8 protein-coding genes and 3 pseudogenes are annotated in these 16,284 nt (G+C 73.1%); 7 read left to right on the plus strand and 4 right to left on the minus strand.

What is annotated here, in order from left to right; translation table 11 throughout:
* A pseudogene (locus UK82_RS40260) lies at positions 1–1,004 on the minus strand (glycoside hydrolase family 15 protein); the annotation flags it as partial.
* A 471-nt stretch (positions 1,005–1,475) separates the two neighbouring features.
* Positions 1,476–1,610, minus strand: a pseudogene (locus UK82_RS43395) (class II glutamine amidotransferase); the annotation flags it as partial.
* A 415-nt stretch (positions 1,611–2,025) separates the two neighbouring features.
* Here UK82_RS43395 and UK82_RS26080 point away from each other — a divergent pair.
* Positions 2,026–3,306: a cation:proton antiporter gene (locus tag UK82_RS26080; protein WP_052681542.1), complete on the plus strand. Its 1,281-nt coding sequence runs from the start codon at positions 2,026–2,028 to the stop codon at positions 3,304–3,306.
* A 71-nt stretch (positions 3,307–3,377) separates the two neighbouring features.
* A pseudogene (locus UK82_RS43400) lies at positions 3,378–3,530 on the plus strand (Fic family protein); the annotation flags it as partial.
* A 263-nt stretch (positions 3,531–3,793) separates the two neighbouring features.
* On the opposite strand, the gene UK82_RS26090 reads toward UK82_RS43400, so the two are convergent.
* On the minus strand, positions 3,794–7,810 hold the full coding sequence (locus tag UK82_RS26090; RefSeq protein ID WP_055409949.1) for a DUF4062 domain-containing protein: 4,017 nt from the start codon (positions 7,808–7,810) through the stop codon (positions 3,794–3,796).
* A 285-nt stretch (positions 7,811–8,095) separates the two neighbouring features.
* Between UK82_RS26090 and cobT the strand changes: the two genes are divergently transcribed.
* Both cobT and UK82_RS26100 read left to right on the plus strand, forming a co-directional pair.
* A complete protein-coding gene (gene cobT / locus UK82_RS26095) occupies positions 8,096–9,232 on the plus strand; it encodes a nicotinate-nucleotide--dimethylbenzimidazole phosphoribosyltransferase (protein WP_044888263.1) in 1,137 nt (378 codons plus the stop codon).
* A complete protein-coding gene (locus UK82_RS26100; protein ID WP_044888264.1) occupies positions 9,232–10,068 on the plus strand; it encodes an adenosylcobinamide-GDP ribazoletransferase in 837 nt (278 codons plus the stop codon). Before cobT ends, UK82_RS26100 begins: the two co-directional genes overlap by 1 nt.
* Positions 10,069–10,084: 16 nt before the next feature.
* On the opposite strand, the gene gcvT is transcribed toward UK82_RS26100, so the two are convergent.
* Complete coding sequence (gcvT, locus tag UK82_RS26105) at positions 10,085–11,182, minus strand: glycine cleavage system aminomethyltransferase GcvT (RefSeq protein WP_044888265.1); 1,098 nt, start codon at positions 11,180–11,182, stop codon at positions 10,085–10,087.
* Positions 11,183–11,312: 130 nt separating this feature from the next.
* Here gcvT and UK82_RS26110 point away from each other — a divergent pair, with 130 nt between their 5' ends.
* From UK82_RS26110 to sucB, 3 genes are all read left to right on the plus strand, one after another.
* The gene (locus UK82_RS26110) at positions 11,313–12,899 is read left to right on the plus strand and encodes a leucyl aminopeptidase (protein ID WP_044888266.1); all 1,587 of its coding nucleotides are present in this window, start codon (positions 11,313–11,315) and stop codon (positions 12,897–12,899) included.
* Positions 12,900–13,238: 339 nt separating this feature from the next.
* Positions 13,239–14,621, plus strand: coding sequence for a dihydrolipoyl dehydrogenase (lpdA, locus tag UK82_RS26115; protein WP_044888267.1), 1,383 nt, complete (start codon positions 13,239–13,241; stop codon positions 14,619–14,621).
* 145 nt (positions 14,622–14,766) lie between these two features.
* Positions 14,767–16,209, plus strand: a complete 1,443-nt coding sequence (gene sucB / locus UK82_RS26120) for a 2-oxoglutarate dehydrogenase, E2 component, dihydrolipoamide succinyltransferase (protein ID WP_055409929.1) — start codon at positions 14,767–14,769, stop codon at positions 16,207–16,209.
* Positions 16,210–16,284 lie beyond the last annotated feature (75 nt).

Genomic DNA, 16,284 nt, shown 5'->3' on the forward strand with positions numbered 1-16,284 from the left:
TCCCCGTCGACGCGGTACATGATCTGAAGCGGTTCACCGGACGCGGTCCAGCCGGCGTCGAGGCGTTCGCGTAGCCAGCGGCGGTAGGCGTTCGCGTCGCGGGTGAAGCCAAGAGTGGTCAGGGCGTGGACCGACAGGGAGGCGTCGCGGATCCAGGTGTAGCGGTAGTCCCAGTTGCGTTCGCCGCCGATCTGCTCGGGCAGACCCATCGTGGCGGCGGCGATGGGAGCGCCGGTGGGCGCGTAGGTGAGCAGTTTCAGGGTGATCGCCGAGCGGGTGACCATCTCCTGCCACCGGCCTCGGTAGCGGGAGGCGCGCAGCCAGGTCAGCCAGAAGGCGCGGCAGGCGTCGAACGCAGCGGTGATCGCCTGCACGGTGGGCGGCGGACCGCCGGGGCGTCCGCCGCGGGCGGCGGCGTCACCGCTCTCGCTGGTGAGGACAACCGCGGCCAGCTCACCGGCGTCGAGAGTGAAGCGGGCAGAGACGTCGTGGCCGTCCGGATGGAGCGCGATCGGGGCGGTCGCCTGCACGTGAAGATCCGTATCAGGCCCGTGGAACACCACCGATCCGTCGTCGAGATGGCGCAGCGTGTGGGACGCGCGACCGTAGTCGAACCGTGGCCGGCACAGCAGCTCGAAGGGCAGACTGCCGCGAACCACCCGGGCGACCCGGATCAGCCGATGCCGCGCCGACGGGGTGTTCGAGGGGTCGGGCTCCATGAAGTCGAGCACCTCGCCCACCCCGCCCGGGGCCATGAACCGGGTGACGAGCACGGCGGTATCGGTCAGGTAGAGCTGCCGCACGCCGGCCTCGTCGGCCGCGCCGAGGTCAGCGGCCAAGCGGCAGTAACCGCCACGATCGCTGTCGAGCAACGAGGCGAAGACACTCGGCGAGTCGAACCGCGGGGTGCACCACCAGTCCACGGTCCCGTCGGCGGCGATCAGCGCCGCGGTCTGCAGGTCGCCCACGAGACCGTGATCCGCGATAGGTGGGTAGTCGTTCATGATGGTTCCTCCCGCGGTCGTCGCGGACCATGAGCCTGCCGGTGGCCCGAGCCCGCGGCATGCCCCAGCCCTGGTTGCCCGCGACGCGCGAGGGCGGCGACGTGGGCCTGCAGCACTCCGGAGTACGACCGCGGAAACCCTCGCTGCGTCGACGGGTGAAGTGCGTGGTTATGATGCCCGGTCCAGAAGGCCCCTCCCGCATTGTTGAGCTCGTAGCTGTCGAGCTTTCCCCTGCCGCCGGCAGGCCCGCCAGCCCCCACCGTCCATCCTCCGTCCCGCGGACCATCGCCGCACCTTCACCGCAGGTGACCGGGACGGCCGCCGCGACAACCGCCGGACGGCGCCACCGAGAAACCGGGGCAGCCGCACTCTTCTTACCCGGGCGGCTGTGGACGGAAGGGGCGCTGGTGTGGCGTGTCGGTGATGACGAGTGCCGTGGATGGGGATATCTCCCGCCACACCCCGGGCAGCTCGCTCAGCGGCTCCGGCGCTCTCGACGAAACCGGCCATTCGTTCCAACCCCCCGACGGGGTCCTCCGCCAGCCCGAACGTCAGGGCAAGGTGGAACATCACCTCGGAATCCGTAGAGCCTTTTATGTCAGCGAAATGGCGGAGGTGCCCACGTGGCGTCGAGGCAACCGCCGCGTTGACAGCCAGTACAGATCTTGAATGGTCAGGGTCTGGCTACGAGAGTTCTGGATCGAGGGGCCAGGCCCCCGGTTTGGCCGAGGAAGCAGGCGATGATGTCGGGTTGGTACTGNGATACGTTCGAGCAGGTTCCTGATCGTCTTGCGACCCCACTCGACCGCCTACACGATGGTCGCGAAGTTGTCGTCGGAAACGATATTCCGGCATCTCGGCCTCGGTCCAGGACCGTCGTACCCTGGCCGTCGCCTCTCAGGATGTCCTGGGCATCAAACCCCGGCGCCGCAGATGTGGCACAGCCGTTGTCGAGGTTTCCTAGCCGTTTACCCTCTCTTCTGGTCTCCTGGGCGATCCTGTATAAGGCAGGAGCACAGCATTGGACTCCGCGGTCGCGGTCGTGGCGGTGACGCTGATGGCCTACGCGCTGGTGGATCGGCGCCTGCGGCAGACGCCGATCAGCGGCGCGCTGGTGTTCACCGCGGCCGGCCTGCTGGCCAGCGAACAGGTCTCGGGACTGATCGCCTCGTCCGTCGGTGAGCACGGCGTCGCGGCGGTTCTGGAACTGACCCTCGTCATCGTGCTGTTCACCGACGCCATGGGGGCCGGCCTGGGCCCCTGGGTGACGGAGGCGCCGCTGCCCGGCCGGCTGCTGGGAATCGGGTTCCCGTTGACCATCGCTGCCGGCTGGGTGCTGGCGTCGGCGCTGTTCCCCGGCCTCGGCGTGTGGGAAGCGGCGCTGCTGGCGGCCATACTGGCACCCACCGACTCGGCGCTTGGGCTGCCGGTCATCAACAACCAGCGGGTTCCCCCGCTGATCCGACATGCACTGAACGTCGAAGGCGGCCTCAACGATGGCCTGGCCCTTCCGTTCGTGACCATCTTCCTGGCCCTGGCGGAGGAGGAAGAAAGAACCGCCGGCCGCGGACATGCCGTGTCGGTGTTTCTGCGCGCCCTGGTGGCCTCCGGCGCCATCGGGGTGGCGCTGGGCGCCGGTGGTGCCCTGGCCCTACGGTGGTCGATGAAGAGGGGCTGGTCCAGCCGGCCGTGGCAGTCGGTCGCGCTGCTCGCCACGGCGACGCTGGCCTACGCGCTGGCGGACCTGATCGACGGCAGCGGCTTCATCGCGGCATGGGCCGCCGGCCTCGTGGCCGGCCTGCTCGCGCGCGAGAGCCTGGCCGCGGCGCAACAGATGCCGCAAGATGTCGCCGAGCTCGGTGTCTCCGTGAGCTTCGTGCTGTTCGGCGCCCTGTTTCTGGCACCAGCCCTCGAACACGTGACCTGGACGACGGTCGCCTATGGGCTGCTCAGCCTGACTGCCATCCGGATGATCCCGGTCGCCGTCTCGTTGTGTGGATCAAAGATCGCACCCCAGACCGTGGCGTATGTCGGCTGGTTCGGGCCACGCGGGCTGGCGTCGATCGTCTTCGCGGACCTGGTCGCCACCAGCGGTCTGCCCGAACAGCACCAGATCGTCCCGGTGGTGATGCTGACTGTTGGTCTGAGTGTAGTTCTGCACGGCCTCACCGCACCGTGGGGCGCTCAGCGTTACGGACGCTGGTACGCGGCCGCGGCAGCCCGCCATCCTGAGATGCGCGAAGCTACCCAGGCACCGCCGCCAACCCGCCTCGCCCGTCCAGCCAAGGGGTCGAGAACATGATCAGGAAGGCTAGCCTGACAACGATGGCTCCTCCTGGAGGTCGTCGGGCAGCTCGCGGCCGGCCTGCCGGGCGGCGCGACCTCCGCGACCTCACCACCGCCGGAGTCCTGGCATCGGTCGGTCGAACCCGGGCCCGCTCCTACACGGCAGGCCCCCGCTTCCCCCAGCCGGCACTCGACATGGCGCGCACACCCATGACCTTGAGGAATCCGTACACCAGCTGACGAGAACCGCCACATGTCGAGACGCCGAGGCGGATACCGAGGGTCGCGACGGTGCCGAGGCAGAACAGAAACCGTCGACCAGACCACGCCCCCACGGTCACGGTCACCAGATGGTTCGGACCGTCCAGACCTACCCGAGGTTCGGAACGCACGTTCGACACGGCGAACGATGGCGCCGACTCGGCGGTCACCGAGCATCATCCCTGGTCGAGGCCCGTGTAGCGACCTGGAAGGTATCGCGAAGGTCCCGCAGAACCCGGTGGTCAGAGGTCGAGGTCGTAGCGGTGCAGGCCGGCCGAGCAGGCCAGGATGATGCCGCCGCCCAGCTCGGGAGGCAGCCAGACGCAGTCCCGGGCCCCGCCGTCGAAGCGCATCACGGCGGCGCACGTCCAGCTCGTCGTGTCCCAGACCAGCAGCGCGCCGTCGCCGCCCGCCGTGGCCAGCCAGGCCCCGTCCGGTGAGAACCGCGCCGAGCGCACGGTGTGCTGATGGCCGGTCAGCGTCGCGACGGACGCGCCGTCGCCGACCAGCCAGACCCGCACGGTGTGATCGGCCGCGGCGGAGGCCAGCAACCCACCGTCGGGTGAGAACGCGACGCCGAGGACGCCGTCGGTGTGCCCGGCGAGCTCACGGCGCAGCCGCCCTGTCGCGACCTCCCACAGCCGCACGGTCCGGCCCTCTCCCCCCGCGGCGACCCAGCGTCCGTCCGGACTGACGGCACAGGCCTCGACGGCACCCCGGGGCACGGGTGGGCCCGACACGTCGGTCGGGGCGGGAGGGGCGGCCAGCGGCGGCAGCGGGTGTCCGGTCATGACGTCCCAGCGCGGCAGCGTGCCGTCCCGACAGGCGGCGACGGCCCAGGAGCCGGTGGGGTCGAGGGCAAAGCCGGTGATCTCGGCGTCGGCCGTCAGCGTCCCCAGGACGGCGCCCGTCACCGGATCCCAGCGGCGCAGCGCGGTGAGGTCCGCGGGGACGAGCACCCAGGCGCCGTCGGGACCGGCCTCGGCGCCGCGAACCCGGTCCGCGACGCCGCCGATCGCGACGCCGGTGCGCTCGCCGGTGTCCAGATCCCAGACGGCGGTGCCGTCGTCGGTGTAGGCGACGACCAGGGAGGCGCTCTCGCCGCCGCGGGGGGCGACGACGGCGCAGCCCCGCATCGGTCCGTCCCGCCCGCCGACGGACGGTTTCGGCAGGTCGACGTCGGTGGCCCACAACCGGATCGCGCCGTACCGGCCGCCGGCGGCCACCCACGTTCCGTCCGGCGCGAGGACACAGGCCCGGCTGGCGACCGCCCCGGACAGGTCGGCCCGGTGCCTACCGGTCGGCGCGTCCCACAGCCGGATCACGCCCTCCCGGCTCGTCGTCACCAGCAGCCGGCCGGCCCGGTCGACCGCGGCGGCGTGGATCGCCCCGGAGTCCTCCCGGATCAGACCGATCTGGCGGCCGGCGGGCATCGTCCAGCGGCGCAACGTGCCGTCGCGGCCCGCCGAACCCAGCCAGGTGCCGTCCGGCGCGACCGTCAGCGACAGAACGGGCCCGACGTGACCGGTCAGGGTCGTCGTCTGGCGGCCGGTCAACGGATCGCAGATCCGGACCACGCCATCGTCCCCGGCGACGGCGAGCCAGTCGCCGGCCGGAGCCACGACGCAGCATCGCAACGGCGCGTCCGCCAGGGTCACGGTCAGCAGCGGCTCCCCGTCGAAGGCATCCCACCCGCGCAGGGTCCCGTCCGCGCCGACGGACAGGACGCGGGCGCCGTCCGGGCTGAACATGCAGGCGGTGGCCTCGCCGTGATGGCCCCGCAACACCCGCGGCGCGGCCGGTCGACCCGGGCCGACCGCCGGGCCGGCGGGCCAGGCGCCGTCCGCGCGGACCGGGGAACCGTCGTCCCACCGCCTCGGCACCGCCCAGATCCGCACCGTCCCGTCCGCTCCCGCGGAGACGAGCGCCCGGCCGTCCGGGGCGAACGCGCAGGCGGACACGTCGCCGTCGTGCCCGGCCAGGACGGCCTGGCCACGCCCGTCGGGCACCTCCCACAGCCGGATGGCGCCGTCACCGCCGGTGGAGGCCAGCGACCGCCCGTCAGGGGCGACGGCGAGCCCGTCCACCCAGCGCCGATGCCCGGCGAAGGTGCGGCGCAGGGCCGGATGCGGCTGGTCGGGTCGCGACCATCGGTTGGTCAGCCGGGGCCGGGCGACGTGGGCCGCGAGGGCGGACCGGGCGTCGTCCAGTTCCGGGCTGCCGTCGAGGCGACTGGTCAGGACCGCGCCGAGGGAGGCCGGCGGGTCGGTCGGGCCGAGCAGGTGGGCGTTACGCAGGACGGCGCGGCGCAGCGCGGCCAGCACCGGCTCGTCCGGTAGGACGGTCGCCGCCAGGGCGAGGTCGGCCTGGACAGCGACCGGGCCGAGCTGCGGGCGTTGCAGCTTGGCCAGGGTCCAGCGCAGATCCCGGACCAGCGCGGCGACCTCGGCCGTCCGGCCCGCACCGACGAGATGGCCGACGAGGTGGGTCCACGCGTAGTCGGCGGACTCCGGCAGCAGCCACCACGGCTCGCCCGGCGCCACGGCCAGGACCGCCGGCGGCACCGTCGCCGAGGCGGCCGAAGCGGGCAGGGCGGGCAGGGCGGGCAGGGCGGGCAGGAAGGTGTCGCGCAGCGCGTCGCAGAGCACGGCCTCGAACTCGCGCAGCCGGTCCTCGCCGACCCGGACCCGCAAGTAGGTGCGCAGCACGTCCTGCAGCAGCAGCGCGGGCGGCGACCTGCGGTAGGCGACGACCAGGGAGAGGTCCGCCAGCTCCTGGCAGAGGTCGTCGACCTCGTCCGGATCGAGATCGCCGGTGGCCCCCCAGTAGGCGTCGAGCACCCGGCGCGGGATCTCGACGTCCTCGGGGAAGACCGCGAGTTCCAGGTAACGCTCCAGACGGTGCCCGGTCAGCAGGCCGAGACTCGCCGCCAGGGTGGCCTCGACCGCCTCGGTGCGCTGCGCGGCCCGGCTGACGTCGAGCCCGGTCGGGCCGCGCCGGCGCATCCGGCGCAGCACCCGCTCGGCGGCCCGGGTCAGGCTCATGCCGTCGCGGACATGCCGCACGAGCGCGCGGTTGACCAGGCGCAGCAGCACCGGCCAGCGCCCGGTCACCCCCAGCAGCCGTTCGGCCGCCTCCGGCGCCTGCATGTCGAGGTCGCGCAGCAGCAGTGTCATGGCCTCGGTGGGGAGCATCGCCGGAATCTCGATCATCCGTGCCCGGGGCACGAGGTCACGCAGCCGGGTGGTGACGAGCCGGACGGTACCCGCCCCACCCAGCAGAAACGGCTGCAACTGGGCGGGGTTCCACACGTCGTCGACGACCAGTAGCCGGGACTCGTCACCAAGCAGCGTCCCGAGGTGGAAGCCGGCCTGCTCCGGATCGGCGAGGGTCGGCCGGACGCCGCTGAGCGCCTCACTGAGATCGTTGATCCGTTCCGCGAGCCGGGCGCCGTCCAGCGTCTCCCCGATCGTGACCCAGAGCAGCCCGCCGCCGAACGTTTCGGCGATCTCCGGTTGCCGGCAGACCCCGCGGGTCAGCGTGGTCTTCCCCATCCCGCCGGTGCCGTGCAGCACGATGGGCTCCCGGACGGCGCCGAGCCGGGCCGCGCCCGCCGCACTCGCGAGCACCTCGGCGAGCACGACCGCGGTGAGCGCGGGGCGGGGCACAAAGTCGTCCCGGTCGCCGGGCAGCATCCACGGCCTGCGTGGCCGACCGGCGCCCGCGACCGGTGCGCCGCCGCCGGCCGCGGTCGAGTCGCCACCACTGAGGTCGACCGCCCGGCGCTGGCTCTCCCGCAGCTTCACCAGGGCGTCGAGGACGGCCGTCTCCAGATCGCCGGCACCGCGGAAATCGGCCGTGATGATGCCGGACTCGCGCAGCCGACTGCGGAACGCCTTCTGGCGTTCCGCATGGCTCTCGTCGACGAACTCACCGAACGGAACCTCGGCGAGATAGTCCAGCAGGAACACCAGGCGGGGCATTCCGGCCCGGGTGGCCGTGTCGAACTCCAGCTCGGTGTAGGACGTCTCGGGCCGGCCGGTCACCAGCGAGCCGTAACGAAAGCCGATGAGCCCCAGATAGACGTCGGAGGAAAGGACCGTCCGCACGCAGAAGTCGGCCGGATCGGCGTCCCGGGCGCCGAAGTACTCCATGTCGATCACCCGGTCGCCCGCCAGCGCGACGGCCCGCTCGGCGGCGGCGACGAACGATCGCTCCCGCGGAAACCGGCGCAGCTCCGCGGTATGGCTCAGAAACACCCGCCGTTCGCGCTGTACCGGCGGCCCACCGCCGGCCGGCCCCGAGCCGGGTGCCCGAATCCGATCCGAGGACGGATCAACCGGGAACGACACATGTCGCAACGTATCCGATCGACTCCGCTACCCGCATCCTCCGCCGCTGCTGCGTGGCCGCCCGGGGACGGTCCGTCCGCCTCGGCCTCGGGTCGCCGCCCGCTCGGCGCCGTCCCGCCGCGCGTCGGCGCGGCCTGCCGCGGGGGAGACGGGGTGCCAGCTCCCCCAGACCGATCAGGTAGTAAGGACCTCGTGGATTCCCGTGACGCTAGCAGCGTCGTTCCCGTCGTCCCGGTGTTGGACAGCGACGCGATGGCGGCGGCCCGGCGCCGGCAGGGCGAGCTGACCAAGCCGCCGGGCGCGCTCGGCCGGCTCGAGGAGCTGTCGATCTGGCTCGCCGGCGTGCAGGGGACCTGTCCCCCGCGGCCCTTCGAGCGGGTCCGGGCGATCGTGATCGCCGGCGACCACGGCATCGCCGAGCTCGGCGTGTCCGCGTTCCCCAGCGATGTGACAGCCCAGATGGTGGCGAACTTCGCCGCCGGCGGGGCGGCGGTCAACGTCCTCGCCCGCCAGGTCGGGGCCGCCGTGCGGGTCGTCGACGTCGCCGTGGACAGCCCGCGGCCCACGACCGTGGGCGGAGTCGACGGCACCGCGCCGCCCGACCGTTACCGGGTGCGGCGCTCGAGCGGACGGATCGACCGGACGGACGCGTTGAGCGTGGCCGAGGCCGAGCGGGCGTTCGCCGTCGGCCGGCTCATCGCGGACGAGGAGATCGACGCGGGTGCGGATCTGCTCGTCCCCGGGGAGATGGGGATCGGGAACACCACCCCCGCGGCGACCATCGTCGCGCTGCTGTGCGACCGCGAGCCCATCGAGGTGGTCGGGCGCGGCACGGGCATCGACGACCGGCGCTGGATGGTGAAGACGGCCGCGATCCGGGATGCCATGCGACGCGGGCGGCCGTTCGCCGGCAACGCGCTGTCGATGCTGCGGGTCGTCGGCGGGGCGGACCTGCTGGCGCTCGCCGGCCTGCTGGTGCAGGCCGCCGTGCGACGGACCCCGGTCGTCCTCGACGGCGTGATCGTCTGCGCCGCGGCGCTGGCGGCCGAACGCATCGCGCCGGGCGCCCGGCAGTGGTGGGTGGCGGGCACCCGCTCCCCCGAACCGGCGCAGGCGATCGCGCTGGGCGCGCTCGGGCTCACGCCGCTGATCGACGCCGGGCTGCGTCTGGGCGAGGGCACCGGGGCCCTGCTGGCGGTGCCGTTGGTGCGCGCCGCGCAGGCGACGCTGGCGGAGATGGCGACGTTCGACCAGGCCGGCGTGAGCGGCAAGTCCGAGGCCGTCGGCGGCCTCGACGCCACCGACGGCGCGGCGGTCGACGTCACGTGATGGTGGCGGCGAGAACCGCGTTCACGCTGCTCACAGCGCTCCCCCTGCGCGGGCCGGAGCGGCTCGACCGGCGTCTGGCCGGCCGCGCCATGGCGCTGGCTCCCCTGGTCGGCCTGGTCCTCGGGCTGGTCACCGCCGTGGTCGTGGTCGCCCTGCGGGTCACGACCGGGACGCCCGGCCACCGCAACCAGAGCCTGCTGCCCGCCGCGGTCGGCATCGCCATCCTCGCGCTGGCCAGCCGGGGCCTGCACCTCGACGGCCTGGCCGATCTCGGCGACGGCCTCGGCGCGCGGCGGGTGCGCGGGCGGGACCGCGCCCTGGAGATCATGCGCGAGTCGACGATCGGTGCTTTTGGCGTCGTCAGCGTCGTGTTCGTCGTGCTGCTGCAGGTCGTGGCGCTCAGCGCCGCCATCACCGTGCACCGCGGCACGGTCTCGATCCTCGTCGCCGTCATGACCGGGCGGCTCGCCGCGACCCTCGCCTGCACCGGGCACACCCCGCCCGCCCATCCGGACGGCCTCGGCGCGCTCGTGGCCGGCACCGTGCGCACGCGGGACGCGGTGCTCGCCGTCATCGGCGTCTGCGCGGTGGCGGCGCTGGCCGGCCGCCTCGACTTCGACGGCGGGGATGTCAGCCGAGCCGTGCGCGCCGTCGTCGCCGTCTGCCTCGGAACCGCCTTCTCGGTGGCCCTGCGCCGCTATCTGATCAGCCGCTTCAGCGGCCTGACCGGCGACATGCTCGGCGCGATCATCGAGCTCACCACCATGGTGACCCTGATCATCATGGCCATGACCCTGCCGACCCCCGCGGTGCACTTCCTGGGGCACCAGCGGTAGCGGCAGACCGCGGTCGCTACCGGGGGGAGGACTGGACGAAGGGGGGTCGGACGACCGTCATGGGGCTCGGGCGGCCGCGGACGTCGACGTTCACGGTGTCGCCCTCGTTGACGCCGCGGCCCAGCAGTGCCAGGCCGATGCCCTGGCGCAGCGTCGGGGAGAAGGTGCCGCTGGTGACCTCGCCGACCGGTTCGCCGCCTGCCGTGGTCACGGGCATGTGCGGCCGCGGAATGGCCCGCCCGGTCGACGTCAGCCCCCACAGCAGGCGCGCGGCCCCGGCGGCCCGCTCGGCGAGCAGCGCCTCCCGGCCCCAGAACCGTTCCTTGCCCCAGCCGACCGCCCACCCGGACCGGGCCTGCACCGGCGTGATCTCCCGCGACAGATCCTGGCCGTGCAGCGGGTAACCCATCTCCGTGCGCAGGGTGTCGCGGGCGCCGAGACCGACGGGCGACGCGCCGAGCGCCTCCCCCGCGGCGAACAGCGCGTCCCACAACGCAGGCGTGTCGTCCCAGCGAGGCAGTAGCTCATAGCCTCGCTCGCCGGTGTAACCGGACCGGCAGACGATCACCGGGTGGCCCTTCCACTCCGCCTCGACGAAGCTCATGTACGCCCCGTCGGTGGGCAGGCCGAGGGCCGCCACCAGGGTCGGGGCCGCGGGGCCCTGCACCGCGAGCACCCCGAACCCGGTGTGCCGATCGGTGACGGACACGCCCGCGGGGGCGGCCTCGGCGAGGCGGGCGACGACCTCGGCGTTGTTCGCGGCATTGGGAACGAGCAGGACCCGCTCGGCGGAGAAGAGGTAGGCGATCAGGTCGTCGACGACCCCACCGTCCTCAGCGCAGCACAACGTGTACTGAGCCTGCCCGGCGGAGATCCGGCCCAGGTCGTTGCTCAGGCAGGCGTTGACGAACGCGGCGGCGCCCGCGCCGGTCACCTCGGCCTTACCGAGATGGCTGACGTCGAAGATTCCGACCGCGCCACGGACCGCGGAGTGCTCGGCGAGCACTCCGCGCCCGGCGTATTCGATCGGCATCTCCCAGCCCCCGAAGCCGGCCATCTTCGCGCCAAGATCGACATGACGGCCGTACAACGGAGATCGACGCAGGTCTGCCATGGCGGACAGCCTAGTGCCGCCGCGATCCGGATCGGCATGAGCGGCGATGGAACGACGAAGGAGCGGCGAAGGACCGATCGCGGCGCCCGGAGGGTCGTCCACCGGGCTTGTCGTTCAATACGCTCACCGCATGACCAGCATCGCGCCCAGCTCAGCAGCTCTAGTCGATCTCGAGGCGGATGCGGTGGTGATCGGCACCGCGTCGGGCGAGAACGGCCTTCTGGTGGCCGGTGGCGCCGCCGAGGTGGACGCGGCGCTCGGCGGCCGGCTTGCCGCGGTGCTCACCTCGCTTGGCGCGACGGGGAAGGCCGGCGAGACCGTTCGCTTCGCGACCCTGGGGGCGCTGCCGGCGGCGACCGTCCTCGCGGTCGGGCTCGGCCCGCTGGCGTCCGCGTCCGCTCCCCTGTCCGCCTCGGTGGACGCCCCGGTGGACGCCCCCCTGGACGCGGAGGTGCTGCGCCGCGCGGCGGGCACGGCGGTGCGGGCGCTGGCCGGGACCGGATCCGTGGCGCTGGCCCTGGCCGCCGCGCCCGGCGCGATCACCGCGGAGTCGGTCCGGGCGGTGGCCGAGGGCGCGCTGCTCGGCGCCTACTCCTTCGACCGCCTGCGCACCACCTCGGCGAAGGGCCTGCCCACCCCCGTCGGCGCGCTGACGCTCCTCGTGGACGACAGGTCCCTGCCGCTCGCGCAGGGAGAGATCGACCGTGCCGTGGTCGTCGCCGAGGCGGTCGTCCTGGTCCGGGACCTGGTGAACACCCCGCCGAGCCACCTCTCCCCCGCTCTGCTCGCCGACGTCGCCGTCGAGAAGGCAAGCGCCGCCGGCGTCACCGTCGAGGTTCTCGACGAGGTGGCGCTGGCCGAGGGCGGCTTCGGCGGGATCATCGGGGTCGGGCAGGGTTCCGCCAACCCGCCCCGGCTGATCCGCCTCGAGTGGCGCGGCGGCGAGGGCCCGGCGCTCGCGCTGGTCGGCAAGGGCATCACCTTCGACTCCGGCGGCCTGTCGCTGAAGCCCCCGACGGCGATGGAGTGGATGAAGACGGACATGGCGGGCGCGGCCGCGGTCCTCGCCACGGTCGTCGCCGCGGCGCGCCTGCGGCTGCCGGTCACGGTGACCGGATGGCTGCCCTGCGCGGAGAACATGCCGTCGGGCGAGGCGATCCGCCCCTCGGACGTGCTGACGCTGCGCGGCGGCACCCGGGTCGAGGTGCTCAACACCGACGCCGAGGGCCGGCTCGTCCTCGCGGACGCCCTCGTGCGGGCGGCCGAGGAGGGACCGGACCTGATCGTGGACATCGCGACGCTGACCGGCGCCCAGATCGTCTCGCTCGGCCAGCGCACGAGTGGGGTGATGGGCCGCGACGGCGCCGTCGAGGCGGTCACGACGGCCGCCGCCGCGACCGGGGAGAGCGTCTGGCCGATGCCGCTGCCGCCGGAGCTGCGCAAGGGGCTGGACTCCACGGTCGCCGACATCGCGAACGTCCCGCCCGGCGGCAGCCGGGACGGCGGGATGCTGGTCGCGGCGCACTTCCTCGCCCACTTCGTGCCCGACGAGGCGAGCTGGGCGCACATCGACATCGCCGGTCCGTCGTGGAACGGCGGGCAGCCCTATGGGCACACCCCCAAGGGCGGCACCGGCGTGATCGTCCGCACGCTCATCCAGCTCGCCGAGAACCGTGCCGGCACGTCGTCGGGCCACGGCCCCACGATCTCCGGCTGACCCATCGCCGACCGACCGCCCACTGACCAACCGCCCACTGACCGACCGGGAGAATGGCAGAGCGTCGATAGCGGCCGCACCCCGCGCGATGCAGCACACTCGCCCATCCGAGCGGAAGGGGCCCCACGGCGTGAAAGACTGGGCTCGGACCGACGTGGTGTGGCGAGTCGTGGCCTGAAACGCCGGCCCGAAGGGCACGCCGATGCCGGCGTCCCCGGCCCGCCGCCGGCGCGGCCGGCCGTGTCACCGGCGTCGCGGGCACGCGACACCGGTGGGTACGGGTCACGCTTCCGGCATCACCGGCACAACCATAGAAGTCAACGAGAAGGGACCTCTGGCGTGGCGGATTCAGCGGCCGGTCCCGTCGACCTGGTCATCCTCGGTGGCGGCAGCGGCGGATACGCCGCCGCGCTGCGCGCCGCGGAACTCGACCTGAGCGTCGTTCTGATCGAGAAGGACAAGCTCGGCGGCACCTGCCTGCACCGAGGCTGCATCCCGACCAAGGCGCTGCTGCATTCGGCGGAGATCGTCGACAACATCAATGAGAGCGAATCCTTCGGGATCCGCTCCACCTTCGACGGCATCGACATGGCGAAGGTCAACTCCTACAAGGACTCGGTCATCGCCGGCCTGTTCAAGGGGCTGACCGGCCTGATCAAGTCCCGCGGCATCGAGGTGGTCGAGGGATTCGGCCGGCTCACCTCGCCGACGTCCGTCACGGTCGGCGATCGTGTCATCACCGGCCGGCACGTCCTGCTCGCCACCGGCTCGTACTCGAAGTCCCTGCCCGGTCTGGACATCGACCACGACAAGGTCATCACCAGCGACGACGCCCTGACCCTCGACCACGTGCCGGCATCCGCCGTGGTCCTCGGGGCCGGCGCCATCGGCTGCGAGTTCGCCTCGGTCTGGCGCTCCTACGGCGCCGAGGTGACGATCGTCGAGGCGCTGCCGCATCTGGTGCCGCTGGAGGACGAGTCCAGCTCCAAGCTGCTGGAGCGCGCCTTCCGCAAGCGTGGTATCAAACAGCACCTCGGCGCCCGCTTCGCCGGCGTGAAGACGACCGACCACGGGGTCACCGTGTCGCTGGAGAGCGGCACGACCATCGAGGCCGAGCTGCTGCTCGTCGCGGTGGGCCGCGGACCGGTCTCGGCCGGCCTCGGCTACGAGGAGGTCGGCATCGCTACCGACCGCGGCTACGTCCTGGTCGACCGCAACCTGCGCACGAACGTCCCCACCGTGTCCGCGCTCGGCGACCTGCGGCCGGGCCTGCAGCTCGCCCACGTGGGGTTCGCGGAGGGCATCTTCGTCGCCGAGCAGCTCGCCGGGCTCAACCCGGTGCCGGTCGACTACGACAACGTCCCGCGGGTCACCTACTCCCACCCCGAGGTGGCGTCGGTCGGGCTGACCGCCGCGGCCGCCCGGGAGCGCTTCGGCGACATCCGCACCGTCACCTACAACCTGGCGGGCAACGGCAAGTCGCAGATCCTCAAGACCGCCGGTGCCGTGACGTTGATCGCAGTCCCCGACGGTGCGGTGGTCGGCGTCCACATGGTCGGCGACCGGGTGGGCGAGCTCATCGCCGAGGCCCAGCTCATCACGAACTGGGAGGCGTTCCCCTCCGACGTCGCCCAGTTGATCCACCCCCACCCCACCCTGTCCGAGGCTCTCGGCGAGGCGCACCTGGCGCTGGCCGGCAAGCCCCTTCACGTCCACGGCTAGGGCGATCGCCCTGGGATCGGTCCGCGACCGGGTTCGCCCCGCGGCCCGATCCCGCCCAGGTACTCACGTTCACGCCAAAGCATGAGCGCCTCCGGCCGGCCGCTTGCGCGGTGCATGCCGGACGCGACGAAGGAGTCGTTCCAGCATGTCTGTATCTGTCACGATGCCCCGGCTCGGGGAAAGTGTCTCCGAGGGAACCGTCACCCGTTGGCTGAAGCAGGAGGGTGAGCGCGTCGAGGCCGACGAGCCGCTTCTCGAGGTCAGCACGGACAAGGTCGACACCGAGATTCCTGCCCCCGCCTCCGGTGTCATCAGCTCCATCAAGGTCGCGGAGGACGAGACCGTCGAGGTCGGCGTCGAGCTCGCGGTCATCGACGACGGCTCCGGCGGCGGTTCCGCCGCGGCCGCCCCCGCCGAGGCCCCCGCCCCCGCCCCCGCTCCTGAGCCCGAGCCCGAGCCGGCCAAGCCCGCCGCCGCGGCTCCCCCGCCCGCCCCGGCCCCCACCCCGGCCCCCGCCCCGGCGCCGGTCCGCGCGCCGGAGCCGGCCCCGGTGCCCGCCCAGGCACCGACCGCACCCGCCCCGGTGGCCACCTCCAACGGCGACGGCGGGATCGGTCGCTACGTCACGCCGCTGGTCCGCAAGATGGCCGCCGAGCTGGGCGTCGACCTCGCCGACGTGACCGGCTCGGGCCCCGGCGGCCGGATCACCAAGCAGGACATCCAGGAGGCGGCCCGCTCCGGCGCCGCCCCCGCCGCCCCGGCAGCTCCCGCCGCGCCGTCGGCACCGGCCCGCCCCGCGGCCCCGGCCGCCCCGGCTGCGGCCGCCCCGGCGACGACCGGCACGGGCACCTCCGCCCCCGCCCCGGTCCGTGGGCGCACCGAGAAGCTCTCCCGGCTGCGCGCCCTGGTCGCCAAGCGCATGGTCGAGTCGCTGCAGATCAGCGCCCAGCTCACCACCGTCGTCGAGGTGGACGTCACCCGCATCGCGCGGCTGCGGGACCGGGCCAAGGCCGGCTTCCAGGCCCGCGAGGGACTGAAGCTGTCGTTCCTGCCGTTCTTCGCGCTGGCGACCTGCGAGGCGCTGCGCGAGTTCCCGCAGCTCAACGCCAGCCTCGACGTCGAGGCGGGGACGGTCACCTACCACGGCGACGAGAACCTCGGCATCGCCGTGGACTCCGAGCGCGGCCTGGTCGTGCCGGTCATCCACAGCGCCGGTGACCTCAACCTCACCGGTCTCGCACGCAAGATCGACGATCTGGCCAGCCGGACCCGGGCCAACAAGATCTCCCCGGACGAGCTCGGCGGGGGGACCTTCACCCTCACGAACACGGGCAGCCGAGGCGCCCTGTTCGACACGCCGATCATCAACCAGCCGCAGGTGGGCATCCTCGGCACGGGGATCGTGACGAAGAAGCCCGCCGTCATCGACGACCCGGAGCTCGGGGAGATCATCGCCGTGCGGTCGGCGGTGTACCTGTCGCTGACCTACGACCACCGCATCGTCGACGGGGCCGACGCCGCCCGCTTCCTGACCTTCATCAAGCGGCGGCTCGAGGAGGGTGCCTTCGAGGCCGACCTGGGCCTCTAGGCTCCGCCAGCCTCAGGACGCCGCCAGTCTCCAGGCGCCGGCAGCGGACACGGGCCCGGTCGCCGCCTCGCATCC

It is taken from the genome of Frankia sp. ACN1ag, assembly GCF_001414035.1.
GTDB lineage: Bacteria > Actinomycetota > Actinomycetes > Frankiales > Frankiaceae > Frankia > Frankia torreyi.

Coding starts and splice junctions, on each gene's coding strand:
- UK82_RS26110 (WP_044888266.1), top strand. CDS start 11,313: ATGACCAGCATCGCGCCCAGCTCAGCAGCTCTAGTCGATCTCGAGGCG.
- UK82_RS26100 (WP_044888264.1), top strand. CDS start 9,232: ATGGTGGCGGCGAGAACCGCGTTCACGCTGCTCACAGCGCTCCCCCTG.
- gcvT (WP_044888265.1), bottom strand. CDS start 11,182: ATGGCAGACCTGCGTCGATCTCCGTTGTACGGCCGTCATGTCGATCTT.
- sucB (WP_055409929.1), top strand. CDS start 14,767: ATGTCTGTATCTGTCACGATGCCCCGGCTCGGGGAAAGTGTCTCCGAG.